The sequence below is a fragment of the Streptomyces sp. NPDC047042 genome (assembly GCF_040644035.1).
Taxonomy (GTDB): Bacteria; Actinomycetota; Actinomycetes; order Streptomycetales; family Streptomycetaceae; genus Streptomyces.
This window is the reverse complement of the sequence record NZ_JBEYVP010000042.1, coordinates 36318-58386: the sequence shown is the minus strand read 5'-3', so window position 1 is coordinate 58386 and position 22069 is coordinate 36318. Positions and strand designations below refer to the sequence as shown.

22 protein-coding genes and 1 pseudogene are annotated in these 22069 nt (G+C 70.1%); 10 read left to right on the top strand and 13 right to left on the bottom strand.

Annotation, left to right across the window (positions count from 1 at the left end; translation table 11 throughout):
* Nucleotides 1-29 precede the first annotated feature (29 nt).
* Nucleotides 30-1124, bottom strand: coding sequence for a bifunctional succinyldiaminopimelate transaminase/glutamate-prephenate aminotransferase (locus ABZ855_RS38165; protein WP_360815147.1), 1095 nt, complete (start codon nt 1122-1124; stop codon nt 30-32).
* 113 nt (nt 1125-1237) lie between these two features.
* On the bottom strand, nt 1238-1558 hold the full coding sequence (gene fdxA, locus ABZ855_RS38160; protein ID WP_019889199.1) for a ferredoxin: 321 nt from the start codon (nt 1556-1558) through the stop codon (nt 1238-1240).
* A 141-nt stretch (nt 1559-1699) separates the two neighbouring features.
* Between fdxA and ABZ855_RS38155 the strand changes: the two genes are divergently transcribed.
* On the top strand, nt 1700-2701 hold the full coding sequence (locus ABZ855_RS38155; RefSeq protein ID WP_360815049.1) for a GNAT family N-acetyltransferase: 1002 nt from the start codon (nt 1700-1702) through the stop codon (nt 2699-2701).
* Between the two features lie 17 nt (nt 2702-2718).
* On the top strand, nt 2719-3582 hold the full coding sequence (locus tag ABZ855_RS38150) for a transglutaminase-like domain-containing protein (protein WP_360815046.1): 864 nt from the start codon (nt 2719-2721) through the stop codon (nt 3580-3582).
* A gap of 79 nt (nt 3583-3661) precedes the next feature.
* Here the strand turns inward: ABZ855_RS38150 and ABZ855_RS38145 are convergent, their stop codons facing one another.
* From ABZ855_RS38145 to ABZ855_RS38105, 9 genes are all read right to left on the bottom strand, one after another.
* Nucleotides 3662-4279 (bottom strand): response regulator transcription factor, encoded by a 618-nt coding sequence (locus ABZ855_RS38145; protein ID WP_360815043.1) that lies wholly within the window; start codon nt 4277-4279, stop codon nt 3662-3664.
* Nucleotides 4276-5448, bottom strand: coding sequence for a sensor histidine kinase (locus ABZ855_RS38140; protein WP_360815040.1), 1173 nt, complete (start codon nt 5446-5448; stop codon nt 4276-4278). Before ABZ855_RS38140 ends, ABZ855_RS38145 begins: the two co-directional genes overlap by 4 nt.
* Nucleotides 5445-6185: an ABC transporter permease gene (locus ABZ855_RS38135; RefSeq protein ID WP_360815037.1), complete on the bottom strand. Its 741-nt coding sequence runs from the start codon at nt 6183-6185 to the stop codon at nt 5445-5447. The genes ABZ855_RS38140 and ABZ855_RS38135 overlap by 4 nt, the downstream gene beginning before the upstream one ends.
* Complete coding sequence (locus tag ABZ855_RS38130; RefSeq protein WP_360815034.1) at nt 6182-7102, bottom strand: ABC transporter ATP-binding protein; 921 nt, start codon at nt 7100-7102, stop codon at nt 6182-6184. The genes ABZ855_RS38135 and ABZ855_RS38130 overlap by 4 nt, the downstream gene beginning before the upstream one ends.
* Nucleotides 7103-7271: 169 nt before the next feature.
* The gene (locus tag ABZ855_RS38125) at nt 7272-9818 is read right to left on the bottom strand and encodes a hypothetical protein (RefSeq protein WP_360815031.1); all 2547 of its coding nucleotides are present in this window, start codon (nt 9816-9818) and stop codon (nt 7272-7274) included.
* A 156-nt stretch (nt 9819-9974) separates the two neighbouring features.
* A complete protein-coding gene (locus ABZ855_RS38120) occupies nt 9975-10415 on the bottom strand; it encodes a DUF6113 family protein (protein ID WP_360815028.1) in 441 nt (146 codons plus the stop codon).
* Between the two features lie 134 nt (nt 10416-10549).
* Nucleotides 10550-11425, bottom strand: coding sequence for an N-acetyl-1-D-myo-inositol-2-amino-2-deoxy-alpha-D-glucopyranoside deacetylase (gene mshB / locus ABZ855_RS38115; RefSeq protein WP_360815025.1), 876 nt, complete (start codon nt 11423-11425; stop codon nt 10550-10552).
* A 52-nt stretch (nt 11426-11477) separates the two neighbouring features.
* The gene (locus ABZ855_RS38110) at nt 11478-12077 is read right to left on the bottom strand and encodes a Uma2 family endonuclease (protein WP_360815022.1); all 600 of its coding nucleotides are present in this window, start codon (nt 12075-12077) and stop codon (nt 11478-11480) included.
* Between the two features lie 15 nt (nt 12078-12092).
* Nucleotides 12093-12395, bottom strand: a complete 303-nt coding sequence (locus ABZ855_RS38105; protein WP_360815019.1) for a hypothetical protein — start codon at nt 12393-12395, stop codon at nt 12093-12095.
* A 99-nt stretch (nt 12396-12494) separates the two neighbouring features.
* Between ABZ855_RS38105 and ABZ855_RS38100 the strand changes: the two are divergent.
* From ABZ855_RS38100 to ABZ855_RS38090, 3 genes and pseudogenes are all read left to right on the top strand, one after another.
* A pseudogene (locus ABZ855_RS38100) lies at nt 12495-12704 on the top strand (Scr1 family TA system antitoxin-like transcriptional regulator); the annotation flags it as partial.
* The gene (locus ABZ855_RS38095; protein ID WP_360815016.1) at nt 12701-12910 is read left to right on the top strand and encodes a DUF397 domain-containing protein; all 210 of its coding nucleotides are present in this window, start codon (nt 12701-12703) and stop codon (nt 12908-12910) included. The pseudogene ABZ855_RS38100 and the gene ABZ855_RS38095, both read left to right, overlap by 4 nt.
* Entirely contained in the window at nt 12910-13452 is a 543-nt protein-coding gene (locus ABZ855_RS38090; RefSeq protein ID WP_360815013.1) for a hypothetical protein, read from the top strand. Before ABZ855_RS38095 ends, ABZ855_RS38090 begins: the two co-directional genes overlap by 1 nt.
* Nucleotides 13453-13587: 135 nt before the next feature.
* On the opposite strand, the gene ABZ855_RS38085 is transcribed toward ABZ855_RS38090, so the two are convergent.
* Nucleotides 13588-13782, bottom strand: a complete 195-nt coding sequence (locus ABZ855_RS38085; protein ID WP_360815010.1) for a hypothetical protein — start codon at nt 13780-13782, stop codon at nt 13588-13590.
* Nucleotides 13783-13958: 176 nt separating this feature from the next.
* Between ABZ855_RS38085 and ABZ855_RS38080 the strand changes: the two genes are divergently transcribed.
* The 5 genes from ABZ855_RS38080 to ABZ855_RS38060 all read left to right on the top strand — a co-directional run bounded on the left by ABZ855_RS38080 (nt 13959) and on the right by ABZ855_RS38060 (nt 21627).
* Nucleotides 13959-16082: a prolyl oligopeptidase family serine peptidase gene (locus tag ABZ855_RS38080; protein ID WP_360815007.1), complete on the top strand. Its 2124-nt coding sequence runs from the start codon at nt 13959-13961 to the stop codon at nt 16080-16082.
* A gap of 399 nt (nt 16083-16481) precedes the next feature.
* Nucleotides 16482-17474, top strand: a complete 993-nt coding sequence (locus ABZ855_RS38075; protein WP_360815143.1) for an ABC transporter permease — start codon at nt 16482-16484, stop codon at nt 17472-17474.
* A gap of 123 nt (nt 17475-17597) precedes the next feature.
* On the top strand, nt 17598-19385 hold the full coding sequence (locus tag ABZ855_RS38070) for an ABC transporter substrate-binding protein (protein WP_360815004.1): 1788 nt from the start codon (nt 17598-17600) through the stop codon (nt 19383-19385).
* 158 nt (nt 19386-19543) lie between these two features.
* Nucleotides 19544-20527 carry an ABC transporter permease gene (locus ABZ855_RS38065; protein ID WP_360815001.1) on the top strand — a complete coding sequence of 328 codons (984 nt, stop codon included), beginning with the start codon at nt 19544-19546 and terminating at the stop codon, nt 20525-20527.
* A gap of 89 nt (nt 20528-20616) precedes the next feature.
* A complete protein-coding gene (locus ABZ855_RS38060; protein WP_360815140.1) occupies nt 20617-21627 on the top strand; it encodes an ABC transporter ATP-binding protein in 1011 nt (336 codons plus the stop codon).
* On the opposite strand, the gene ABZ855_RS38055 is transcribed toward ABZ855_RS38060, so the two are convergent.
* Entirely contained in the window at nt 21628-22005 is a 378-nt protein-coding gene (locus tag ABZ855_RS38055; protein ID WP_360814998.1) for a VOC family protein, read from the bottom strand. It abuts the gene before it with no gap.
* Nucleotides 22006-22069 lie beyond the last annotated feature (64 nt).

Sequence of the window (22069 nt, the reverse complement as noted above, 5' to 3'; positions counted from 1 at the left end):
GACGACCGTCGCGCTGACCGTCGTACGGACTACAGGCGGGCGACCGCCGCCGCGACCCGCTCGTCCGTCGCCGTCAGGGCCACGCGGACGAACGTCTCGCCGGCGGTGCCGTAGAAGTCACCAGGCGCCACCAGGATGCCCAGGTCGGCGAGGTGGGCGACGGTGTCCCAGCAGGACTCGTCGCGGGTGGCCCACAGGTAGAGGCTGGCCTCGCTGTGCTCGATGCGGAAGCCGTGCCGTACGAGGGCCTCGCGCAGGGCCGTACGCCGGGCCACGTACCGTTCGCGCTGCTCGCGCACATGCGTGTCGTCGCCGAGCGCGGCCACGACCGCCGCCTGGGTGGGCGCCGAGGTCATCATGCCGCCGTGCTTGCGGATCTGCAGCAGCGGGCCGAGGACCTCCGGATCGCCGGCGAGGAAGGCGGCGCGGTAGCCGGCGAGGTTGGAGCGCTTGGAGAGGGAGTGGACGGCCACGATCCCCTCGTACGAGCCGCGGCACACGTCCGGGTGGAGCACGGAGACCGGGTCGGCCTCCCAGCCCAGCTCGAGGTAGCACTCGTCGGAGAAGACCAGTACGCCGTGCTCGCGGGCCCAGGCGACCGCCCTGGTCAGCTCCTCCTTGCTCAGCACCCGGCCCGTGGGGTTCGAGGGCGAGTTGAGCCAGAGCAGCTTGAGGTTCGTCGGGTCCAGCTCGGTGGGGTCGTCGTAGACCTCGTACTCGGCGCGGGCCAGCCGGGCGCCCACCTCGTACGTCGGGTAGGCCAGGCGCGGGTGGGCGACCTTGTCGCCGGGGCCGAGGCCCAGCTGGGTCGGGAGCCAGGCGACCAGTTCCTTGGAGCCGACGATCGGCAGGACGTGGCGGTGGGTGACGTCCCGGGCGCCGAGGCGCCGCTCGACCCAGGAGGTGAGGGCGTCGCGCAGTTCCGGCGTGCCCCAGACGGTCGGGTAGCCCGGCGAGTCGGCCGCCGCGACGAGCGCCTTCTGGATCAGCTCGGGAACGGGGTCGACCGGCGTGCCGACCGACAGATCGACGATGCCGTCCGGGTGCGCGGCAGCCGTCTTCTTGTACGGCTCCAGCTTGTCCCAGGGAAAAGTGGGAAGGCGGTCGGAGACTGCGGAGGACACGGTCACTGGCTCACTTTCGTACGTACGGCAAACGCCTCGGTCCCGTACGGCCGTCAAGATCGGGGCGATCAGGCCGTACGGGACCGGGGTGGCGCAGGCTCTACGGGCCGAACTCAGCCGTTCTGCGGCGGCAGCGCGGCGATGAAGGGGTGGTCGCGCTCGATCAGGCCCAGCTTGCTGGCGCCGCCGGGCGAGCCGAGGTCGTCGAAGAACTCGACGTTCGCCTTGTAGTAGTCCTTCCACTCCTCCGGAGTGTCGTCCTCGTAGAAGATCGCCTCGACCGGGCAGACCGGCTCACAGGCGCCGCAGTCGACGCATTCGTCCGGGTGGATGTACAAGGACCGGGAGCCCTCGTAGATGCAGTCGACCGGGCACTCTTCAATGCACGCCTTGTCCTTGACGTCGACACAAGGCTGCGCGATGACGTAGGTCACGCTGTCGTTCCTCCTCGATAGGGCGCTGGCGAGCCGTCTTCAGGCTCCGCCACCTGGCGCGCGGGAGCGCGGCGTCGTCGATGCCCGCACCTAGTATCTCCGTTCCCGGGCATGATCCATACAGGAGGGGTGAACTGACCTGTGGAAATCTCTGCGGCCGGCCGTCTCGAGGTCCGCATTACCGCTGCTGACGTGGGCAAACGTGTCTCTGTTCGACGGCTGAACGAAGAACCTCAGGGTGCAGAGAAGTTCACCGACACGGTCGGAGTTCTCACATCATGGGACGAAGACGCCGGTGTGCTTCTGATCACACGGCGCGACGGCGAGCCGGTCCGGGTCGCGGAGGCGTCCCTGGTGGCCGGCAAGGTCGTCCCCGCGGCCCCCGCCCGCCGCCGCGGTCCCGCCGCCTCGTACGAGGAGCTGGCGCGGGTCTCCGCGCGGGCCTGGCAGCCGGTGGAGAGCGAGCGGCTGGGCGAGTGGGAGCTGCGGGCGGCCTCCGGATTCACCCGGCGGGCCAACTCCGTCCTGCCGGTCGGCGACCCCGGCATACCGCTCGACGAGGCGCTGACCGCCGTACGCAACTGGTACGGCGAGCGCGGTCTGCCCGCCTACGTCCAGACCGCCACCGGCGCCGAGGGGACGCAGGAGCTGCTGTGCGCGCAGCTGGAGGCGCGCGGGTGGACGCGGGAGGTGACGGCCGAGCTGTGGGTCGGAGGGCTGGCGCCCGTCGCCGACGCGGGTACGGGCGGGGCGGAGGTCGTGCTGTCGCGGGAGGCCGATGACGCGTGGCTCTCGCGGTATCAGCGCAAGGGCGTGAGTGACGTGGCCTTGGCCGTGCTCGGGAGCGGTCCTTCCGTGTGGTTCGCGACCGTGTCCGGTGATGAGGGTGAGTCGCCCGCCGCGATCGGGCGGTGTGTCGTGGAAGGGCGGTGGGCCGGGTTCGGCGCGGTCGAGGTGGATCCCGCCCAGCGGCGGCGGGGGCTGGCCACGGCCGTCATGGCCGCGCTGGCCGGCCGGGCGCTGGAGGAGGGGGCGTCGGCGGCCTGGCTCCAGGTCGAGGCCGACAACGCGGGGGCGCGGGCCCTGTACGCCGGGATGGGGTTCGCGGCGCATCACTCCTACCATCACTATCGAGCCATGTGACACGAGACGGGCCTGGTATGCGTTTCCCTCATCCCCCTCCGTATCCGCCGGGTCCCGAACGGTCCGCCGAGCTGCGCGCGCTCTTCGCCGACGAGGCGCGGTCCGAGCGGCCCGATCTGACGACGCTGTGCCTGCTGATGAGCGCGGTCGCCGACCGGGCGCTCGACGACGCCGGTATCGACGCCGTGCAGATGGAACTCGACCGGCTGGCCGGGCAGTTGCCGTACCAGCCGGGCGGGCCGCGCTCCTGGGCGACGGCCCTGCGTGAACTCCTCGGCGAGCGGGAGGGGTTCGGCGGCAGCCCCGCCGACTACCAGCGGCTGCAGTCGTCGCTGCTGCACGAAGTGCTGGTACGGCGGCGGGGGTTGCCCATCCTGCTGTCCGTGGTGTGGATGGAGGTCGCACGGCGGGCGGGGGCGCCGGTGTACGGGGTCGCGCTGCCCGGGCACTTCGTCGTGGGGTTCGGCCCGGTCGACGAGCAGGTGCTCGCCGATCCCTTCGACGGGGGGCGGGTGTTGAGCGGGGTCGACGCGGAGTTGCTGGTGGCCGGGGCCACGGGGGAGGCGCTGGATCCGTCGATGCTGGCGCCCGCGGATCCGCTGGATGTGGTGTTGCGGGTGCTGAACAACATCCGGGCGTGGGGGGCGGCGCGGCCGGAGCGGTCGGAAGTGTCTTTGTGGGCGGTGGAGTTGGCGTTGCTGTTGCCCTCGCATCCGGCTCGGTTGCGGTACGAGCGGGCTCAGTTGCTGGTGCGGAGGGGGGAGTTTTTGGCGGGGGCGACTGAGCTTGAGGGGTATGCGGAGGTTGTTTCCACGTTTGACGGGCCGTCGGCTGAGCGGATGCGGGGGCAGGCCCGGGCTGCTCGGGCCCGCCTCAACTGAGGTCGTGTTTTGCGTGCGGGTGCGTTGTGGCTTGTCGCGCAGTTCCCCGCGCCCCTGACGGAGTTGCCCTCACGCGTGCTTACAACCAGCCCTTCTCTCTTGCTATGCGTACCGCTTCCGTTCGGTTTCTTGCCGTCAGTTTTTGGATCGCCGTCGACAAGTAGTTGCGGACCGTGCCCTGGGACAGGTGCAGGGTTTTCGCCAGTTCGGCGTTCGTCGCGCCGTCTGCTGCCGCGCGCAGGACCTCGCGTTCGCGGTCGGTCAGGGGGTTGGCGCCGTCCGCCAGGGCGGCTGCTGCCAGCATCGGGTCGATGACTCGCTCGCCGGCCAGTACTTTGCGTACCGCTGCCGCTAGTTGGGCGGCCGGGGCGTCCTTGACGAGGAAGGCGTCGGCGCCGGATTCCATGGCGGTGCGGAGGTAGCCGGGGCGGCCGAAGGTCGTCAGGATGACCAGCTTCAGGGCGGGGAACTCCCGGTGGAGCCGGGCCGCCGCCTCGATGCCGGTGGCACCCGGCATCTCGATGTCCAGGAGGGCCACGTCCAGGTCGGGGTGGGTACGGGCGGCCTCCAACACCTCGTCACCGCGCGCCACTTGGGCCACGACCTCGATGTCGGGCTCCAGGCCGAGCAGCGCGGCCAACGCCTCGCGGACCATCGACTGGTCCTCCGCCAACAGGACCTTGATCGTGCGGGTCATGAAGCGGATCCTACGTCCGTCGAGGCCGGCCGGGGACTCGACGGCACCCTGGCCACCAGACGGAAACCGCGTTTCGTACGGGACGTCTCCAGCGAACCGCCCGCCTGCTCCAGGCGTTCCGCGAGGCCGGTGAGACCGTTGCCGGGGGTGCCGTCGGAGCCGTTGCCCGAGCCGTCGTCCTCGACCGAGAGTTCGAGCATCGGGCCTGCCAGGGTCTGCCGGGTCAGCACCTCCACCGAGCAGCGCCGCGCCCCGCTGTGCCGTACGACGTTGGTCACGGCCTCGCGCAGTGTCCAGGCGAGGGCGGACTCCGCCTCCTCGTCGACGTCGGTCGGGGCGGCGTCGGCGGGCAGTTCGGCCTTGATGCCGGCCGCCGTCAACGCGACCTGTGCGCCCGCGAGTTCACCGGCCAGGCGGGGACGCCGGTAGCCGCTCACCGCCTCGCGTACGTCCACCAGGGCCTGCCGGCTCACCTTCTCGATGTCGGCCACCTGCAGGGCGGCGGTCTCGGGGTGCGCGGGGAGCATCCGGCCCGCCAGCTCGCTCTTCAGGGTGATCAGGGAGAGGGAGTGGCCCAGCAGATCGTGCAGGTCACGGGCCAGCCGCAGCCGTTCCTCGTTCGCCGCGAGCTGGGCGACCGTGGCCCGGGCCTCGCGCAACTCGATGGTCGTGCGCACGAGTTGCCGTACCCCCGCCATGGCGGCCCCGCCGAGCAGGGCCGGGACGAGCAGGCCGGCCAGATAGGAGTGGCCGCCGGGGACGGCCAGCGCGACCGCCGTCATCAGGGCCGCGTTGGCGGCGATCGCCCAGCGCGACATCCGGAGCGGCAGGGCGGCGCCGGACGAGGTGGACACGTACACGAACAGAACCAGCCACTCGCGGCCCAGGCTGAGGGCCAGGACGGCCGACTGGGCCGCGAGGACCCCCAGCGAGCCGACCACCAGGCGGGTCGTCTCACCGCGACCCGTACGGAACACCAGGGCCGCGTACCAGGCCACGAAGGCGACCAGGCCCAGCCAGCCGAGGATCCGTACGCCCGTGCTGTGGCCGCCGTGGAGGAGGTCGTTGACGGGGGCGCCCAGGTAGAACAGCCAGACGCCGATCCACAGGGACTTCATCACCCGCCGCTTGGGGGTCGTGGGGCGCTGCCCGATGCCGACGCTGCTCACGCCTTCAGCGTGTCCTTCCGGTACAGCCAGGCCGCGCCGCCCGCGAAGAGGACGAACGAGACGGCCAGGATCGCCATGTCCTTCGCCTGTGGGGCGTTGCCCAGTTCTATGGACCGCCCCAGGGCAGCGTACGCGTGCGTGGGCAGCCACTTGGCGATGTCCTGCAGCCACTGGGGGAAGGTCGTCGTCGGCATCCACAGGCCGCCGAGCATGGACAGGCCGAAGTAGACGATCATCGTGATCGGGCGGACCGCGTCCCCGCTCGCCAGATAGCCGATGGCCACCCCGAGCGCGGCGAAGACCAGGCTGCCGATCCAGATGGCCGCGGTGAGCGCCAGCCACTTCCAGGCGTCCAGGCGTACGTCCTTCACCGCCGCCGCGACGACGAAGACGATCACGATCGACGGGAGGCTGATCACGGCCGCGCTCGCCGTCTTCGCCAGCACGAAGCCGCGGCCCGGCAGCGGGGTCAGCCGCAACTGCCGTACCCAGCCGCTCTCCCGCTCCTTGGCGATGCGCTCGCTGTTGCCCATCAGGACGGCCGTCAGCGCGCCGAAGGAGGCCATGGAGACCATCATGTACGTCGGGACGGTCAGGCCCGTTCCGTCGACCTTGGTGGTGGCGTCGGCGCTGCCCGCGATCAGCAGGAACAGGGCGGACGGATAGATCACCGAGAAGAACAGGAACTTGCGGTTGCGCAGGGCCCGGGTGATCTCGAGTCGGATGAGGTTGTTCATGCTGTGCGCGCCTCCTCGGCTGCGGCGGTGAGGGTGACGAACGCCTGCTCGAGGCCCAGGCCGGCCACTTCGAGGTTGCGCGGGTAGAGGCCGAGGCCGTACACGGCGTGGACGGTCGCGTCGGCGTCGGAGGACTGGATGCGGACCGTCTGACCGGATATGTCGAGGGAGGTGAGGAAGGGCAGGGAGCGCAGTGCCTCCTCGTTCACCGGGGTCTCCAGTGCCTCCAGGTCGAACGAGATCCGGCGCGCGCCCGCCTTCGCCTTGATCTCGGCGGCCGTTCCGTCGGCCAGCAGCCGTCCCCGGTGGAGGACGAGGACGCGGTCGGCTATCGCGTCCGCCTCCTCCAGGTAGTGGGTGGCGAACAGGACCGTACGCCCCTGGTCCGCCTGCTCGCGCATGGTCGCCCAGAAGGCCTGGCGGGCGGTGACGTCCATGCCGGTGGTGGGCTCGTCCAGGACGATCAGGGCGCTGTCCCCGGCCGTGGCGAGCGCGAACCGTACGCGCTGCTCCTGGCCGCCGGACAGCTTGTTGACCTTGCGGTCGGCGAGCTGGGTGATGCCGGCCCGGGAGAGGACCTCGCCGACCGGGAAGGGGCGCGGGTGCAGGGCGCAGACCAGCGACACGAGCTCGCGGACGGTGACCTCGTCCATCAGGCCGCCGCTCTGGAGCATGGCCCCGACGTCACCGGCGACGATGGCGTCCCGGGGGCTCTTGCCGAGGACGCGAACCGTGCCGCTGTCGGGCTGCTTGAGACCGAGGAGCAGGTCCAGGGTGGTCGACTTGCCGGCGCCGTTGGGGCCCAGAAGGGCGACCGTCTCACCGGGCCGAAGGGTGAGCGCGAGCCCGTCGACGGCCCGTACGTCGCCGTAACTCTTGGTGACCTGGTCGAACGCGACCACGGTGGTGGTTTCCATGCGCCCATGGTGGCCGCGGGCCGGGTCGGCGTGGCAGTGCCGGGGATCCTGACTGCCGGATGACAGATGTCATGTGCGCGACCCCGCGCCCCCCTTCAGGGGCGCGGGGAACTGCGCGACAGGCCACCCACCGGGCCGCGGCCGAAGAACCGCGTATCCGGCTGACCGCTCAACTCGGGTTGGTCTCGATGACACCGACCCGATTGGTGGTGCTGACCAGAGCCTGCCGCAACGCCCCGATGACATCCTCGACGGTGACCGGCGTCTTGTTGCCGTTGCCACGGGCGATCAGAACCTGATCGAACGTCCCGCCGTACAGCTCCTTCAGCGCGGCCTTGTCATAGGCCTCGACGAGCGTGCCGTTGATCGGCTTCACCTGGAGAAACTTCCACAGCGAGTTCTTCGGACTGAACTCCAGCTCCGGCGCGCCGGTGTCCGGGCGGACGGTAACGTTCGCGGACATCGCCGGGATGGCGAACTTCTTCATCATGCGATCGACCTCGGCGTTCGAGATCGTCGGCTCCTGCGTCTTGGTGGGGACCTGGATCGGCGTACTCGTGCCGGTCTCCACCTGACTGCGGTAGGCGTTCTCGACCGACTCGGCGGCCGCGCCGGCGTCGATGCCCTTGCCCGCCTTGCCGTAGACGGCGACGGCCTTGCCGGACACGAACTTGATCGTGCCGTCGGTCGCCGAGCTCGCCCCGCCGGCCACCCGCTGGAGCGCGGCGGCCAGTTTCTCCTCGTCGACCGGCATGACGGGTTCGACGACCCGCTGCTGCCCGAAGAGCGAGCCGACCACCGACACCGGGTTGTAGTCGCTGACGGCCGCCGCCCGGACCGTGGCCTGGGTGTCGAACTGGAGTCCTGCCTGGTCCGGCTTGAGCTCGACCGTCTTGCCGTCGACCGTCAGCTTCAGGGGCTGGGTCATCCGGTCGTCGAAGGCGTCGTCGAGCTTCTTGACGGCGTCGTCACGGGTGCCGCCGCCGATGTCGACGCCGAACACGGTGGTGCCCTTGGGCACGTCGGAGTGGTTCATCAGCAGCCCCGCGCCGTACACGGCACCGGCGGCGACGAAGACGGCGACGAAGAGCAGCGTGACCTTGCTGCGGCCCTTCTTCTTCGCCTTCTTGCCCTTGGGCGCGGCTGCGGCGGGCGTGCTCGGCGACACCGGCTCGGGCAGCTTCGGCGGGGTGTGCGGAAGCGGACCGTCGGAGTGCGTGCCCGGCCCGAACAGGGAGTTCCGCTCGTCCGGTACGACGGGCATGGCGCTGGTGAGGGTGGAGCTGGAGATGTTGTCCACGGAGCCGCCGTGGAAGCCGCCGCCCGGTTCGGGGGCGTGCTTCTGCGGGGTCAGGATCGCGGTGTCGTCACTGAGCCCGGCGGCGAGCCGACCCGTGCCGGAGACGCCGGGGGCGCCGGGGGCGACGGAGCCGTTGCCGGTGACAGGCGGGACGACAGGGCCGTCTCCGGTGACGGGACCGCCGGTGGGACCGGCGGGACCGCGTCGGACGGGACCTCCGGGACGGGCTACGGGGCCGCCGACCCCGAAGCCGTTCTGGCCGTTCTGGCCGTTCTGGCCGTTCTGGCCATTGGGGCCGCCCTGGCCATTCGGGCCGCCGAAGTCACCGAAATCGCCGAAGTCGTTGGGCGCGGTGAAGTCGTTGGACGCCGTGAAGTCGTGCTGGGGCCCGAATGCGCCGGCCTGACCGCCGAAGCCGTTCTGGCCGTTCTGGCCGTTCTGGCCGTTCTGGCCGTTCCGGTCTGCGTGGCCGTTCTGCGCGTGGGGGCCGCCCTGGCCGTTCGGCCCGGCCTGACCGCCCTGCGTATTCCGCCCCTGCCCGTTGTCCGAGAAGTACGGCAGGTCGTCGCGACGCGGCTCACCACGGCCGTCGTCGAGTCCGACGCCGAAGCCGGGATCGCCCTGGCCGGGGGGATTCCCGGCCGACGGGCGGGGAGACGTGCTCAGCGGTCCCGCCCCGGCCGCCAGCGCGGACACGTCGAAGGAACCGGTGCCGCCGCCGTGCCCGGGCGCCACGGGACCGGCGCCGGTGGCACCGGGGAGCCCGGCACCCTTCGTACCGCCGCCTGCGGCACGTGGGCCGCCCGCGTTGCCCGCGGCGCCCATGACACCGAGGCCGGGACGCGAAGAGCCCGTGGAACCCACGCCGTTGGGACCGCCGGGACGTGAAGCACCGGCCGACCCTGTGCCGTTGGGACCGGCGGGCCGGGGACCGCTGGGCACGGGGCCCGAAACACCGGGCATACCGGCCCCGTTGCTCGCGCCGCCGCCCGGAGTGCCCTTGGGCGCACCGGACTTGCGCGGCGCGAACCAGTCGCTGGTCTTGTCCCCCGGCTGACCGGCGGATTCGGCGGAGGGCTCGGCGATGCCGGGGGACGGGGCCGCGCCCGGCGTCGCTCTGCCGTCGCCTCCCGTCTTCGGCCGCGCGTGCGTGCCGGTCTCCTCGGAGGACTCGGTGTCCGCGACGGGGGTGCGGACGACGACCGGCGGAATCGGCCGGGATCCGGGGATGTTGATCCGGATCCGGGTCGTCAGCGTGGTCTCGGTCTTGGGCCCGTCGGGCTCCGCGGCCGAACGGCCCGCGTCCGCACCGCCGTCGGACGCCATGGGCGTGCCGTACGGCGGTGTCCCCGAGGGGTAGGCGGCACCTCCGCGCCCGTTGGGCCCGGAGGACGGACTGTCAGTTTCACGACTCAAGGCAGGTTCTCCCGGTTGGCTCCGCCGCCCGACGCGACCTCACGCGGGCAGCTCGGCGGCGCGCACCACCATACTGGCCACTCCTGGCGCGTATCCCACGACCGCTGAGGAAACCATCACTGGACCCCCACGTGGTTGCGGCGGCGAAGTAGTACGTCACTTGCCAAGTCGGACGGCGGAGCCGTCCGGTTGCCGCGTCCTGGCGAGGGTGGCGCACATCACAGCTACAGCCATCCCACCGAGGAGGAAGAGGTACGAGCCGACTCCTGCGGCGAACAGGAAGTCCCCCTCCGGGCGGCTGGCGGTGAGCAGGACGACGGCGATCATCCAGCCGGCCGCCGGCGCGACCGCCCCGGCGCGCGTGCCGACGCCCCGCGCCCCGCCGAGGAAGAGCCCGGCCGCTCCGCCCAGCGCGAGCAGCAGCCCGCCCGGAAACCAGGCGGCCTGTACGAGCGCCCCCGCGGCCCCCACGACGGCTCCGAGGACGAAGAGCCCCAGATAGACCGCCGCACGCCCCGGAGAGGGCCCGACAAGCGGCTGAGCCAGCAGACTCCCTCCGCCGCCCCCACCGCCCCCGGCTCCCCCGACGCCCGTCACGGCCTTCCCACGCGCCCCACCCGCGGCGATCTTCCCGTTAGCACTCTTCGCACTATCGCCACGCGCAGCTTTGTTTCCACTCGCAGCGCTCTCTCCCCTTGCCGCGCTCCTGCCACTCTTCCCACTCCCGGCACTCATCGCACACCGCTCTCCGTGAGCCCGTCGAACAGATCCGTCTCACGCACCGCGCCGTGTTTGCCTTGCTGCTCCCCACGTACCAACTCGTAGTACTCGTCCGTGAAGAGCGGCTGGGCCTGCTGGTTGGAGAGGGCGAACCAGGGCTCGGCCACCTCGATCTGCGTGGCGTGGGCGCGCATCGCGGCGGCTTTGGCGGCGGCGTACGCGGTGCCGTCGAGGGCCGTGGTGATCCGGTCCTCGTCCACCACACCCGGTACGTCGTCGATCGCGGCGACCTTGGGAAAGGGCAGCCCGGGCAGGGCCTCCTGAAGACGCGCGAAGCCCTCCTCGGCGACCGGACGGGGCACCCGGTTCCAGTACACCTTGGGGACGCTCCAGCCGGCCTCGGCGGCCAGCTCCACTGCGCGCATGGCGACGCGGTGGGCCTGGATGTGGTCGGGGTGGCCGTAGCCGCCGTCCGGGTCGTATGTCACCAGGACCTGCGGGCGGACCTCGAGAATCACCTCGACGAGGTACGCGGCCGCCTCGTCGACGTCCGCCTGCCAGAAGCAGCCGGGGTCGTCGTTGTCGGCGAGCCCCATCATCCCGGAGTCACCGAAGCGTCCGGCTCCGCCGAGCAGGCGGTGGTCGGCGACACCGAGGGCGCGCATCGCCTCGTCCAGCTCACGCAGCCGGTACTCGCCGAGGGCGGCCCCGGTGAGATGCGCGAGCTCGGGCGGAATGACCTCGCCGTGCTCACCGAGGGTGCAGGTGACCAGTGTCACCAGGGCACCCTCGGCCGCGTACCTGGCCATGGTCGCGCCATTGTTGATCGACTCGTCGTCCGGGTGCGCGTGCACCAGAAGCAGACGCCGGTCGGGCAGTTCCGTCATGGGCCAAGCCTACGAGGCGCAGGGCTGCGTCCCGCCGCCACCTGCCCGGCCGTCACTCCTGTGGGTAACGCGGCAGACCGGAGGTCGCAATCGTCCAGTCGACGATGGTGACGTCCTCGCCGTAGACGAAGTCCTTGCGGGTCGCGTAGCGGGGGCCGTCGGGGGTGGGGCGGATGTCGCTGAGGACGGCGCCGGTGCCGGTGCGCGGGTCGAAGATCGCGTAGACGGGGATGCCGATCAGGGGGTAGTCGCGCAGCTTGGTGACCCAGTCGTTGGCCGGGTTGGAACTGGATACGACCTCGATCGCGGCGATGAGGGTGCGGGGGTCGAACGACCCGGCACCCTCCATGCCCGCCTCCGCGAGCAGCATGACGTCGGGACGGCGCATGATGCCTTCGAATTCATCCTCCACATCCGGGGTCCCGGTGTGGGCCACGATTCCTTCCGGCATGACCGCCTCAAGGCCTCTCCGAAGGCGGGCCACAGTCAGTTCGTGGCGACCATTGGGCCGCAGCAGGTCGTGGACAATCCCTTCCTTGGTGACCTCGAACTTCCCAGGCAACGCGTCGTCCATCGTCCGAACGAAGTCCCGCATGGTCCGGTACGCGTGGGAGGAGGTGCTCAGCTGTGGTCTGTCCGGGCCGGTGGCCATCGCGTTCGTTCCTCATTACCCCAGGTATGTGATCTGAACGGCGTAAACGCGCTCGTTCCGCACGACGCCCTTCCAGCTCACTCGCGGGCCGCCCTCATGGCCTCGTCCAGGACGGCACTCAGTTCCCGTAGTGCATCCCGCGCTCTGCACAGGGCTGAGGGACTGCCACTCCACCGCCTTGGCGAAGGCCTCGTCCTTCTGCGCCTGCATCTCCTCCAGACGTCCCGGTTCGACGGCCGCGAGGGCCGCGCGCAGAGCGTCAGGGGCGTGCTCGGGACGGGGGATCAGCTCGTGTCCGTGGTCAGACTGGGTGCTCATCGTGTCCTCCTGGGGATGCCCCCGCCAGCGTATCGAGCCAGGGTGGCAGCCAAGCGAACCTCGGGAGGAGGCGGGTGGACGGCGGTCGGGGTGCCCCTCGCCCACCCCGGCATGAGTGGCAGGATTGAGCTGCTGAAGTTCGCGGACGGCACGGCGGTTGGTCGCTCGGACGGCGCGTTCAACGGCCGCCCGATTTCCGATCCGAAGCAGCTGAGGATCGTTGAGCTGCGGTTCGGCACCATCCGGGCGTTGGCTCTCCCACCTGGGGAGTCACTGGCCCTCATCGAGCAACTGCTGGGAGAGACATGATCCGCGAGACCTCAGCCAAGGACGCCGCAGAGCTGGCGTGGTTCAAGAGCAGCCACAGCAGTGGCCCCGACGGAGACTCCTGCGTCGAGATCGCCACCACCCCGAAGACGATCCACGTCCGAGACTCCAAGCACATAGAAAACGGCCCGCGTCTGGGCTTCACCCCCTCCGCCTGGGCCGGCTTCATCCCCCACGCGTCCAAGTGATGGGCGAGCGCGGCAGAGCGTTCAGGACCTGGGAAGGCTTCGCACTCGCAGGGGTGGTGATCGCCCTCGGTGCCGGTGTTGTCATGGCGCTGGGCCTGTGGAAGTGGTTCGCCCGGGCGACAGCGCCCGTCGTGGTCGACTGGCCAGGCGGGTCATGGGCGTTCGGGGTCGCCGCCGGGGTGATCGTGACCCTCGGCTTTGTCGGCGCCCGGTGGTTTTCCGGACTGGCCTCCAGCGGATCGCGGCTGCGGCGGGCAGGGCATGAGCTCGGCATGGCCCTCTGCGCGGGGACGGCATTCGCCGTACTCATGTACCTCCTCGCCTCCCTGCCCGGCAAGAACTGCCCGTCGTGCAGGGACGGTTGCGAGTACATCCCCGGAACCGGAAGCGCCCTCATCGCCTGCCTGCTCACGTCAGCGCTCCTGGGATGGGGCGGGTACCGCCTCCAGAACGCCCGGGCCGAGGAGCGCCGGGCACGTGAGCGTGAGCGCATGCGGAAGCTGCGTAAGAAGGGCAAGGGCAAGTCGCGTACGGCGCGGTAGCCCGCGACTCGAGAAGCGGACGTCGCACTGGATGGGCGTCCGGCGAGGTCCGGCTCCGGTCGTGCACTCACCGGAGCCCATCAGAGCCCTACCAGCAGCCCATCCACCGCCACCGGCGCCGTTCAGCGCGCACGATCAGAACTTCAGATCGCCGATCATGCCCGCGATGCTCGTCGTCAGGTCGCTGATCGTCGGGGCGAAGGTCGATGAGGCCATGTAGAACCCCAGGAGCATGCACACCACCGCATGCCCTCCCTTGAGCCCTGACTTCCTGATCAGCAGGATGACGATGATCGCCAGCAGCACGACCGCCGAAATCGAAAGTGCCACGGCGGCTCACCTCCAAGGGGCCCAGGGACGCGGGGGGTCGGACTATGGGGGCAGTAAATCCATACAGTGGCCAGCAGGTTCATACCCACTCGCTGTCAGTGATCATAACTATTCGCCCGCGCGCATCGGTCGGCGCACTGCCGCACAAGGGGGCGCATGGCCAATATGGTCGGGGCATGACGACCGAGCCTGTCTCCTTCCCCCGCCGGCACGCCCGCACCCAGCGATTCACGCTTGGCGCGCCCCGCGCGTTCACCGTGGCGCCCGACGGTTCGCGGGTCGCCTATCTGCGGTCCTCCTCGGGTACCGACCGGGCCAACAAACTGTGGGTGCTGGACCTTTCGGACGGCGGCGAGCGCGTCGCCGCCGACCCGTTCGCGCTCCTCGGCGGGGCCGACGAGACGCTGTCCCCCGAGGAGCGGGCGCGCCGGGAACGCAGTCGTGAGGGCAGCGCCGGGATCGTCGGCTATGCCACCGACTCGGCCGTCGAACTGGCCGCCTTCGCCTTGTCCGGGCGGCTTTTCGTGGCCGAGCTGCGAGCCGGGACGGTGAACGAGATCGCCACCCCGGGGCCCGTCATCGACCCCCGCCCCTCCCCCGACGGCCGGCTCGTCGCGTACGTCGCGGACGGCGCCCTGTGTCTCGCCGACCTCACCGGCGAGTGGGCCCGCACGCTCGCCGAGCCCGAGTCGGAGACGGTGACGTACGGGCTGGCCGAGTTCATCGCGGCCGAGGAGATGGCCCGGTCGCGGGGGTTCTGGTGGTCCCCGGAGTCGGACCGGCTGCTGGTCGCGCGGGCCGACGACGCGCCCGTGGACCGCTGGTGGATCGCCGATCCCGCGCATCCGGAACGTGAGCCGCAGCGGGTCGCGTATCCGGTGGCGGGAACCTTGAACGCGGAGGTGCGGCTCTTCGTACTGACCCTCGAGGGTGTGCGCACCGAGGTGGTCTGGGACCGGGCGCGGTACCCGTATCTGGCGCGTGTGCACTGGTCAGCGGCGGGTGCGCCGCTGATCCTGGTGCAGTCGCGGGATCAGCGCGGGCAGCTTTTCCTGGCCGTCGACCCGGACACGGGGGCGACCCGGATGGTGCACGCGGAAGAAGATCCACATTGGCTTGATCTTTTCCCTGGCGTGCCCTGTTGGAGCCCCTCCGGGCAGCTCGTGCGCATCTCCGACGAGGGTGGCGCCCGGGTGTTGGCTGTTGGGGAACGGCCTCTGACCGGCGGTCAGTTGCACGTCCGCGCGGTGCTGGACGTCTCGGCGGACGACGTGCTCGTGTCGGCGTCCGCAGGGCCGGGTGCGGATGCGGGCGGCAACGAGATCGGTGAAGTGCACGTCTATCGAGTGAACGAGCTCGGATTGGAGCGCGTCTCGCAAGAGTCCGGCGTGCACTCTGCGGTTCGCGCCGGGGGCGTGACCGTGCTCGTGTCGGCGGTGCCGGACCGGCCGGGGGCCCAGGTGCAGGTGCTGCGCGACGGAAAGCCCGTGGCGACCGTCGCCTCGTACGCCGAAGACCCCGGTTTGTCCCCGCGCATGACGCTCACCGAGGGGGGCGCACGCAGAATTCCATGCGCCCTGCTTATGCCGACCGACTACGACGGCGTCACTCCCCTCCCCGTCCTCATGGACCCCTACGGCGGTCCGCACGGCCCCCGCGTGGTCGCCGCGCACAACGCGCATCTGACCTCGCAGTGGTTCGCCGACCAGGGCTTCGCGGTGGTCGTCGCGGACGGACGTGGCACCCCGGGGCGCTCGCCGGCCTGGGAAAAGGCCATCGACGGAGACCTCACCCTCTCGCTGGACGATCAGGTCGACGCCCTGCTGGACCTCGCCAAGCGTCACCCTCTCGATCTCTCCCGGGTGGCGATCCGCGGCTGGTCCTACGGCGGCTGGCTCGCGGGGCTGGCGGTCCTGCGGCGCCCCGACATCTTCCACGCGGGTATCGCGGGGGCCCCGGTGACGGACTGGCGTCTCTACGACACGCACTACACGGAGCGGTACCTGGGCGACCCTGCCACGGCACCGGAGGCGTACGCGAACAGCTCACTGGTGACGGACGCCGGGCTGTCGTCGCCCGCCGAGCCGCACCGGCCGCTGATGGTCGTACACGGCACCGCGGACGACAATGTCGTCTTCGCGCACGCCCTGCGGCTGTCCTCTGCCCTGCTGGCCGCAGGCCGCCCGCACGAGGTGCTCCCCCTGTCCGGCGTCACGCACATGACCCCGCAGGAACAGGTCGCGGAGAACCTGCTGCTGCTTCAAGTCGACTTCCTGAAGCGGGCGTTGAGGCTCGCGTAGGTCGCAGGGCACGGGGTACGGCAACGGGCCGGGGCTACATGGCGAGCCCCGGCCCGTTTACGGCACCCGCACGGCCGTACGTTCCTCAGAGTGGCCCGTCCATATATCGAGATCGGGTCGGCCAAGTTGCCTGCGTGTAAACGCGGTTCGTGTGCGTTTGTGCGGTTATCGGCATCCGTCGACAAGATCGTCCCGGAATTCCGAGGTCACCTCGACCGCCCCGCGCTTCCCTCCCGCTTTGGTCATGGCCGTCAAAAGCTGAACCAAGTGGCACACCACACCTGAGTCAAAGGGCAAAAGTCCAGATCAAAGGCGTCAACAAAACATTGACGGCGACCGAAGCGGCGCTGAAAAGTCCCCAATGTGACCTCGTCTATACCTTCCGCCACCGCACCCCAGGTGGCGGCCGATTCCGGTGCTGAACCGCCGGCGCCCACCGCGCCGGCCCGCGGCGGCACCGGCCGCTCGCCGGGCAGGATCGCCTGGCTGCGCTTCAGACGCGACCGGACCGGCGTCGTCTCGGCCGTCGTGGTCGTGCTGTTCTTCGCGGCGGGTATCGCCGCCCCCCTGATCGCCAAGCTCTACGGCAAGGACCCGTACACCACGTACGGCCAGAACGGCACCGGACTGCTCAACGAGTTCGGTTTCCCGATCCGGCCCAACGGCGGGATCAGCGGCGACTTCTGGTTCGGGGTAGAACCCCAGCTCGGCCGGGACGTCTTCACCCTGCTGCTCTACGGCATCCGCAACTCGCTCCTCATCGCCACGGTGACGACCGCGCTGGTCACCCTGCTCGGCATCGCCGTCGGGCTCACCGCCGGCTATCTGGGCGGGCGGATCGACGGGTTCGTGGGCCGGGTCATCGACATCCTGCTGGCGTTCCCCTCCACCCTGTTCTTCATCGCCTTCTGGCCCGTGATGATCTCCGTCTTCGTGTCGCCGGAGGAGAACACCCCGACCTGGCTGACCGTCGTCAGCCTCATCTCCGTGATGACAGCGTTCGGCTGGGCGCCCATCGCCCGGCTGCTGCGCGGTGAGGTACTCGCCCTGCGCGAGCGGGAGTTCGTGGAGTCCGCCAAGGTCACCGGCGCCTCCCCGGCCCGGATCATCTTCAAGGAACTGCTGCCCAACCTGTGGACCCCGGTCCTCATCCAGGCGACCCTCGCGCTGCCCATGTACGTCACCACCGAGGCGGCGCTCGCCTTCCTCGGGGTCGGGCTCAGCGACCCCACGCCCGACTGGGGCGTGATGATCCAGCGCGGGGCGCAGGTCTACCAGAACGACATCACGTACATGCTCTTCCCCGGCCTCTCGATGGTCATCTTCGTCATCGCCTTCAACCTCCTCGGCGACTCCGTGCGCGACGCACTGGACCCGAAGACGAGGCGCTGAACAGCAGCGCCGCATGCCCACGCCACACCGTCCGGCCCCGCACCGGCCCCGCCCAGGAAAAAACCGGATGCGTCCGGAAACACCGGGAAACACCCCTTCTCCCTGATTCAGGCAGGACAACCCATGTCTCTCTCGCGCAGAAACTTCGTCATCGCCACCTCGGTAGCCGCCGGCGGCTCCATGGTCCTGTCCGCGTGCAGCAGCGGTGGGGGAGGCGGCGGCGGCACCTCGGGCGGCGGTGGCGCGGCCGGTACCGCCAAGTTCGCGGCGGTCAGCATCGGCACCAAGGAGGACTCCACGGGGCCCGCGCCGGAGATCCCGGGGGCGAAGAAGGGCGGCACGATCCGGCCGATCGGCCCGCAGGACTTCTCGCACCTCGACCCGCAGCGCATCTACTACTCGTGGAACTCCGAGATCGGCAACCTCTACATCCGCTGCCTCACCGGCTACCGCATCGACGGCGGCGCGATGAAGCTGGTCGGCGACCTCGCCACCGACACCGGCACCATGTCGGACGGCGGCAAGACCTGGACCTTCACCTTGAAGGACGGGCTGAAGTGGGAGGACGGCAGCGAGCTGACCGTCGAGGACGTACGGCACGGCATCGAGCGCGGCTTCGCCAGCTTCACCACCGAGGGCGCCACCTACCTCCAGGCCGCGCTGACCGGCACCAACGACTTCCGCTCGGTCTACAAGGGCCCGTACAGCGGCAAGCACCTCGACTCGGTCGTCACGGACACCGCGAAGAAGACGATCACCTTCCACCTCAAGACGGCCCGCCCGGACCTCAACTGGACGCTGGCGATGCAGTCGTACGGGGCGGTGTCGGCCAAGCACGACACCAAGGAGAAGTACGACAAGGACCCCTTCTCCTGCGGCCCGTACCGGCTCAAGGCGCACTCCGTCGACAAGTCGCTGACGATGGTCCGCAACACCCACTGGGACCCGGCGACCGACCCGATCCGCAACGCCTACCCGGACACGTTCGCCTTCGAGTTCGGACCCGAGGCGCTGCAGAGCACCGACCGGCTGATCGCGGACTCCGGGACCGACCAGTACGCGATCATGGCGTACAGCGGGGTGCCCGCCGAGCGCATCCAGAAGGTGCTGACGACGCCCGCGCTGAAGAGCCGTACCGTCGACGGACTGCTGACGGGCCTGTACTACTACGCCATCAACTGCAAGCGGATCACCGACCTGAAGGTCCGTCAGGCGCTGAACTACGCCTGGCCGTTGCAGCAGATCCGGACCATCTACGGCGGCCCGTCGGCCGGTGACTACGCGACCACGATCCTCGGCCCGGACATGGCGGGCCGGGTGAAGTTCGACATCTACGGCAAGCTGACGAAGCCGCAGGGCGACACCGCGAAGGCGAAGGCGCTGCTGAAGGAGGCCGGCAAGCTCGGCCAGAAGATCGTCTACACGTACCCGCAGGGCGGCAACGACGCCTACGAGAAGACGAAGGTCGTCATCGCCAACGCCCTCAAGGAGGCGGGCTTCGACCCGGTGATCAAGCCGGTGGAGTCGACCAGCTACTACGACCAGGTCCAGCAGATCGACAACTCCTTCGACGTGATGTGGTTCGGCTGGGCCCCCGACTGGCCCACCGGCTACACCATGATCCAGCCGCTCTTCGACGGCCGGACGATCGCCAACGGCGCGAACAACGTCTCGCAGCTGAAGGCGAGTTGGGTCGACGCGGCGATCGACAAGGCCGCCGCGCTCACGAGCCCGACGCAGGCGAACGCGGCGTGGGCGGCGCTGGACAAGGACATCATGGAGAAGGAGGCGCCGATCATTCCCGAGACGTATCAGCGGCGGTTCTATCTGTACGGGAGCAAGGTGGGGGGTACGGAGTACGACCCCCTGAACTCGTCGTTCGTTCTCTACAAGCTGTACGCGAAGGCATAGGCGGTTTTTCAGCTGCGGGCCGTGGGGGCTGGTCGCGCAGTTCCCCGCGCCCCTAGAGGGGGCCTGCCGGCCCCCAATCCCCGCACAACCCGACCACCCCGGCACCGGTTCTGCCCACCAGGGACCGGTGTCGGGGTTCCGCCAGGGAATCGATCGCCATGTTCCGCTTCATCCTCCGCCGGACAGCCAGTGCGCTGATGATCCTCCTCGTCATCAGCGCGATCACCTTCGTCCTCTTCTACGTCGCCCCGCGCGACCCGGCCCGCAGCGCCTGCGGCAAGCTCTGCACGCCGGAGACGCTCGCGCTCGTCCGGCGCAACCTGGGCATCGACGACCCGCTGCCGGTGCAGTACTGGCACTGGCTGGCGGGTGTGTTCGTGGGCCGTGACTACGCCGGCCTCGGCCACTGCGCGGCGCCCTGCCTGGGCTACTCCTTCACCAACCACGAGCCGGTCCTCGGCCTGATCACCAACCGCTTCCCCACCACCCTGTCCCTCACCCTGGGCAGCACGGTGATCTTCGTGGTCCTTGGTGTCGGTACGGGCATGCTGGCGGCGGTGAAGCAGGGCCGGCCCCTGGACAAGATCGCGTCGTCGGTCTCGCTGATCGGCTCGTCACTGCAGATCTACATCGTCGGCGTGGTCGCCATGTACTACCTCTCCGACGAGTGGGGCATCCTCCCCCGCCCCCAGGACAGCGTCGGCTTCAGCGCGGACCCGGTGGCCTGGTTCAAGGGGCTGCTGCTGCCCTGGTTCGTCCTCGCGATCATCTTCACCGCCAACTACACCCGGATGACCCGCTCCCAGCTCGTGGAGACCCTCGCCGAGGACTACGTCCGTACGGCCCGCGCCAAGGGCCTGTCGCGGCGCACGGTGTTCTTCCGGTTCGCCTGGCGGGGCGCGATGGGCCCGATCGTCACGATCCTGGGCCTCGACATCGGCTATCTGCTCGGCGGCGCGATCATCACCGAGGAGACCTTCGGCCTGCACGGCATCGGCGCCCTGTCCATCAAGGCGGTACGGGACAACGACCTGCCGCTGCTGCTGGGGGTGGTCCTGGTGGCCGCGGCGGCGATCGTCGTGGCGAACATCGTGGTGGACGCGGTGTACGCGCTGATCGATCCGCGGATCAGGCTGGCGTAGGAACACGCACGGTGACCTCAAAGGCCGAGTCGACCGCCACCGCCGCCACCACCCCTGCCCCCGGCCCTGCACCCGCCCCTGCCCCTTTCCTGTCCGTACGGGACCTGAAGGTGCACTTCCCCACCGACGACGGCGTGGTGCGGGCGGTCGACGGCCTGTCCTTCGACGTGGGGCGTGGCCGGACCCTGGGCATCGTCGGCGAGTCCGGCTCGGGCAAGTCGGTGACGAACCTGGCGATCCTGGGCCTGCACGACCGCACGCGCACGACGCTGACCGGGGAAATCGTCCTGGACGGCAAGGAGTTGCTCACGGCTCGGGAACGGGAGCTGGAGAGGCTGCGCGGCAGCAAGATGGCGATGATCTTCCAGGACGCGCTGGCGTCCCTGTCGCCGTACCACACGGTGGGCCGGCAGATCGCGGAGACGTACACCAGGCACAAGGGCGCGTCCCGCAGGGAGTCCAGGGCGCGTGCGGTGGAGATGCTGCGGCGAGTGGGCATCCCGCAGCCGCAGCTCCGCGCCGACGACTATCCCCACCAGTTCTCCGGCGGCATGCGCCAACGGGTGATGATCGCCATGGCGTTGGTCTGCGACCCGCAGCTCCTCATCGCCGACGAGCCGACGACCTCCCTGGACGTCACGGTCCAGGCCCAGATCATGGACCTGCTGAAGGACCTCCAGCAGGAGTCCGGCACGTCGATCGTGTTCATCACGCACGACCTGGGCGTCATCTCCCGTATGGCGGACGACATCCTGGTGATGTACGCGGGCCGGGCGGTGGAGCACGGCACCCGCGCCGAGGTACTGAGGACGCCTGAACACCCGTACACCTGGGGCCTGTTGGGCTCCATGCCGACCCTGAAAGCCCCGGTCGACATCCCCCTCTCCCCGATCCCGGGCGCACCCCCGTCCCTCCTGGACCCCCTCCCGGGCTGCCGCTTCGAGCCCCGCTGCGCCTTCACGGAACAGGTCCCGGAGGGCCACTGCGCGACCCGCCGCCCCCACCTTCCCCGCACCCCGAGCCACGGCGCGGCCTGCCATCTGACGGCGGCGCAGCGCAGAGAATTCCACGCGGACTACGTCACCGCGCAGGTCTGCTGATCAGCCCAGGTCGCCGCGTTCCACGCAGAACTCGTTGTCCTCCGGGTCCGCCATCAGGACCCAGCCGGTGCCGTCGGGGCGGCGGTGGTCCGCTACGACCCGGGCGCCCAGGGAGACCAGCCGCTCAACCTCCTCGTCGCGGGTGCGGCCGTGTGGCCGCAGGTCGAGATGGAGGCGGTTTTTCACCGACTTGCCCTCCGGCACGCGGATGAACAGGATCCTCGGACCGCCGTCCGGGTCGTCGATCAGCGCCTCCGGGTCGCCGGGCTTGTCGTCGTCGGCCAGGGGGCGGCCGAACACCGCGCTCCAGAACAGGCCGAGGTCGTAGGGGTCACCGGTGGTGTCGAAGGTGATGTTGTGGATCGTGGCGAAAGACAACCTGGCCTCCGGGCCGTGTGAGGGATACCGCGTGTGAGGGATACCGCGTGCGAGGGTTTCTCTT

What these genes read in the sequence shown, in the direction of transcription:
- ABZ855_RS38070 (WP_360815004.1), top strand. Translation starts at nt 17,598, where the DNA reads ATGTCTCTCTCGCGCAGAAACTTCGTCATCGCCACCTCGGTAGCCGCC.
- ABZ855_RS38145 (WP_360815043.1), bottom strand. Translation starts at nt 4,279, where the DNA reads ATGACCCGCACGATCAAGGTCCTGTTGGCGGAGGACCAGTCGATGGTC.
- ABZ855_RS38065 (WP_360815001.1), top strand. Translation starts at nt 19,544, where the DNA reads ATGTTCCGCTTCATCCTCCGCCGGACAGCCAGTGCGCTGATGATCCTC.
- ABZ855_RS38080 (WP_360815007.1), top strand. Translation starts at nt 13,959, where the DNA reads ATGACGACCGAGCCTGTCTCCTTCCCCCGCCGGCACGCCCGCACCCAG.
- ABZ855_RS38095 (WP_360815016.1), top strand. Translation starts at nt 12,701, where the DNA reads ATGATCCGCGAGACCTCAGCCAAGGACGCCGCAGAGCTGGCGTGGTTC.
- ABZ855_RS38090 (WP_360815013.1), top strand. Translation starts at nt 12,910, where the DNA reads ATGGGCGAGCGCGGCAGAGCGTTCAGGACCTGGGAAGGCTTCGCACTC.
- ABZ855_RS38135 (WP_360815037.1), bottom strand. Translation starts at nt 6,185, where the DNA reads ATGAACAACCTCATCCGACTCGAGATCACCCGGGCCCTGCGCAACCGC.
- ABZ855_RS38130 (WP_360815034.1), bottom strand. Translation starts at nt 7,102, where the DNA reads ATGGAAACCACCACCGTGGTCGCGTTCGACCAGGTCACCAAGAGTTAC.
- mshB (WP_360815025.1), bottom strand. Translation starts at nt 11,425, where the DNA reads ATGACGGAACTGCCCGACCGGCGTCTGCTTCTGGTGCACGCGCACCCG.
- ABZ855_RS38150 (WP_360815046.1), top strand. Translation starts at nt 2,719, where the DNA reads ATGCGTTTCCCTCATCCCCCTCCGTATCCGCCGGGTCCCGAACGGTCC.
- ABZ855_RS38110 (WP_360815022.1), bottom strand. Translation starts at nt 12,077, where the DNA reads ATGGCCACCGGCCCGGACAGACCACAGCTGAGCACCTCCTCCCACGCG.
- ABZ855_RS38105 (WP_360815019.1), bottom strand. Translation starts at nt 12,395, where the DNA reads ATGAGCACCCAGTCTGACCACGGACACGAGCTGATCCCCCGTCCCGAG.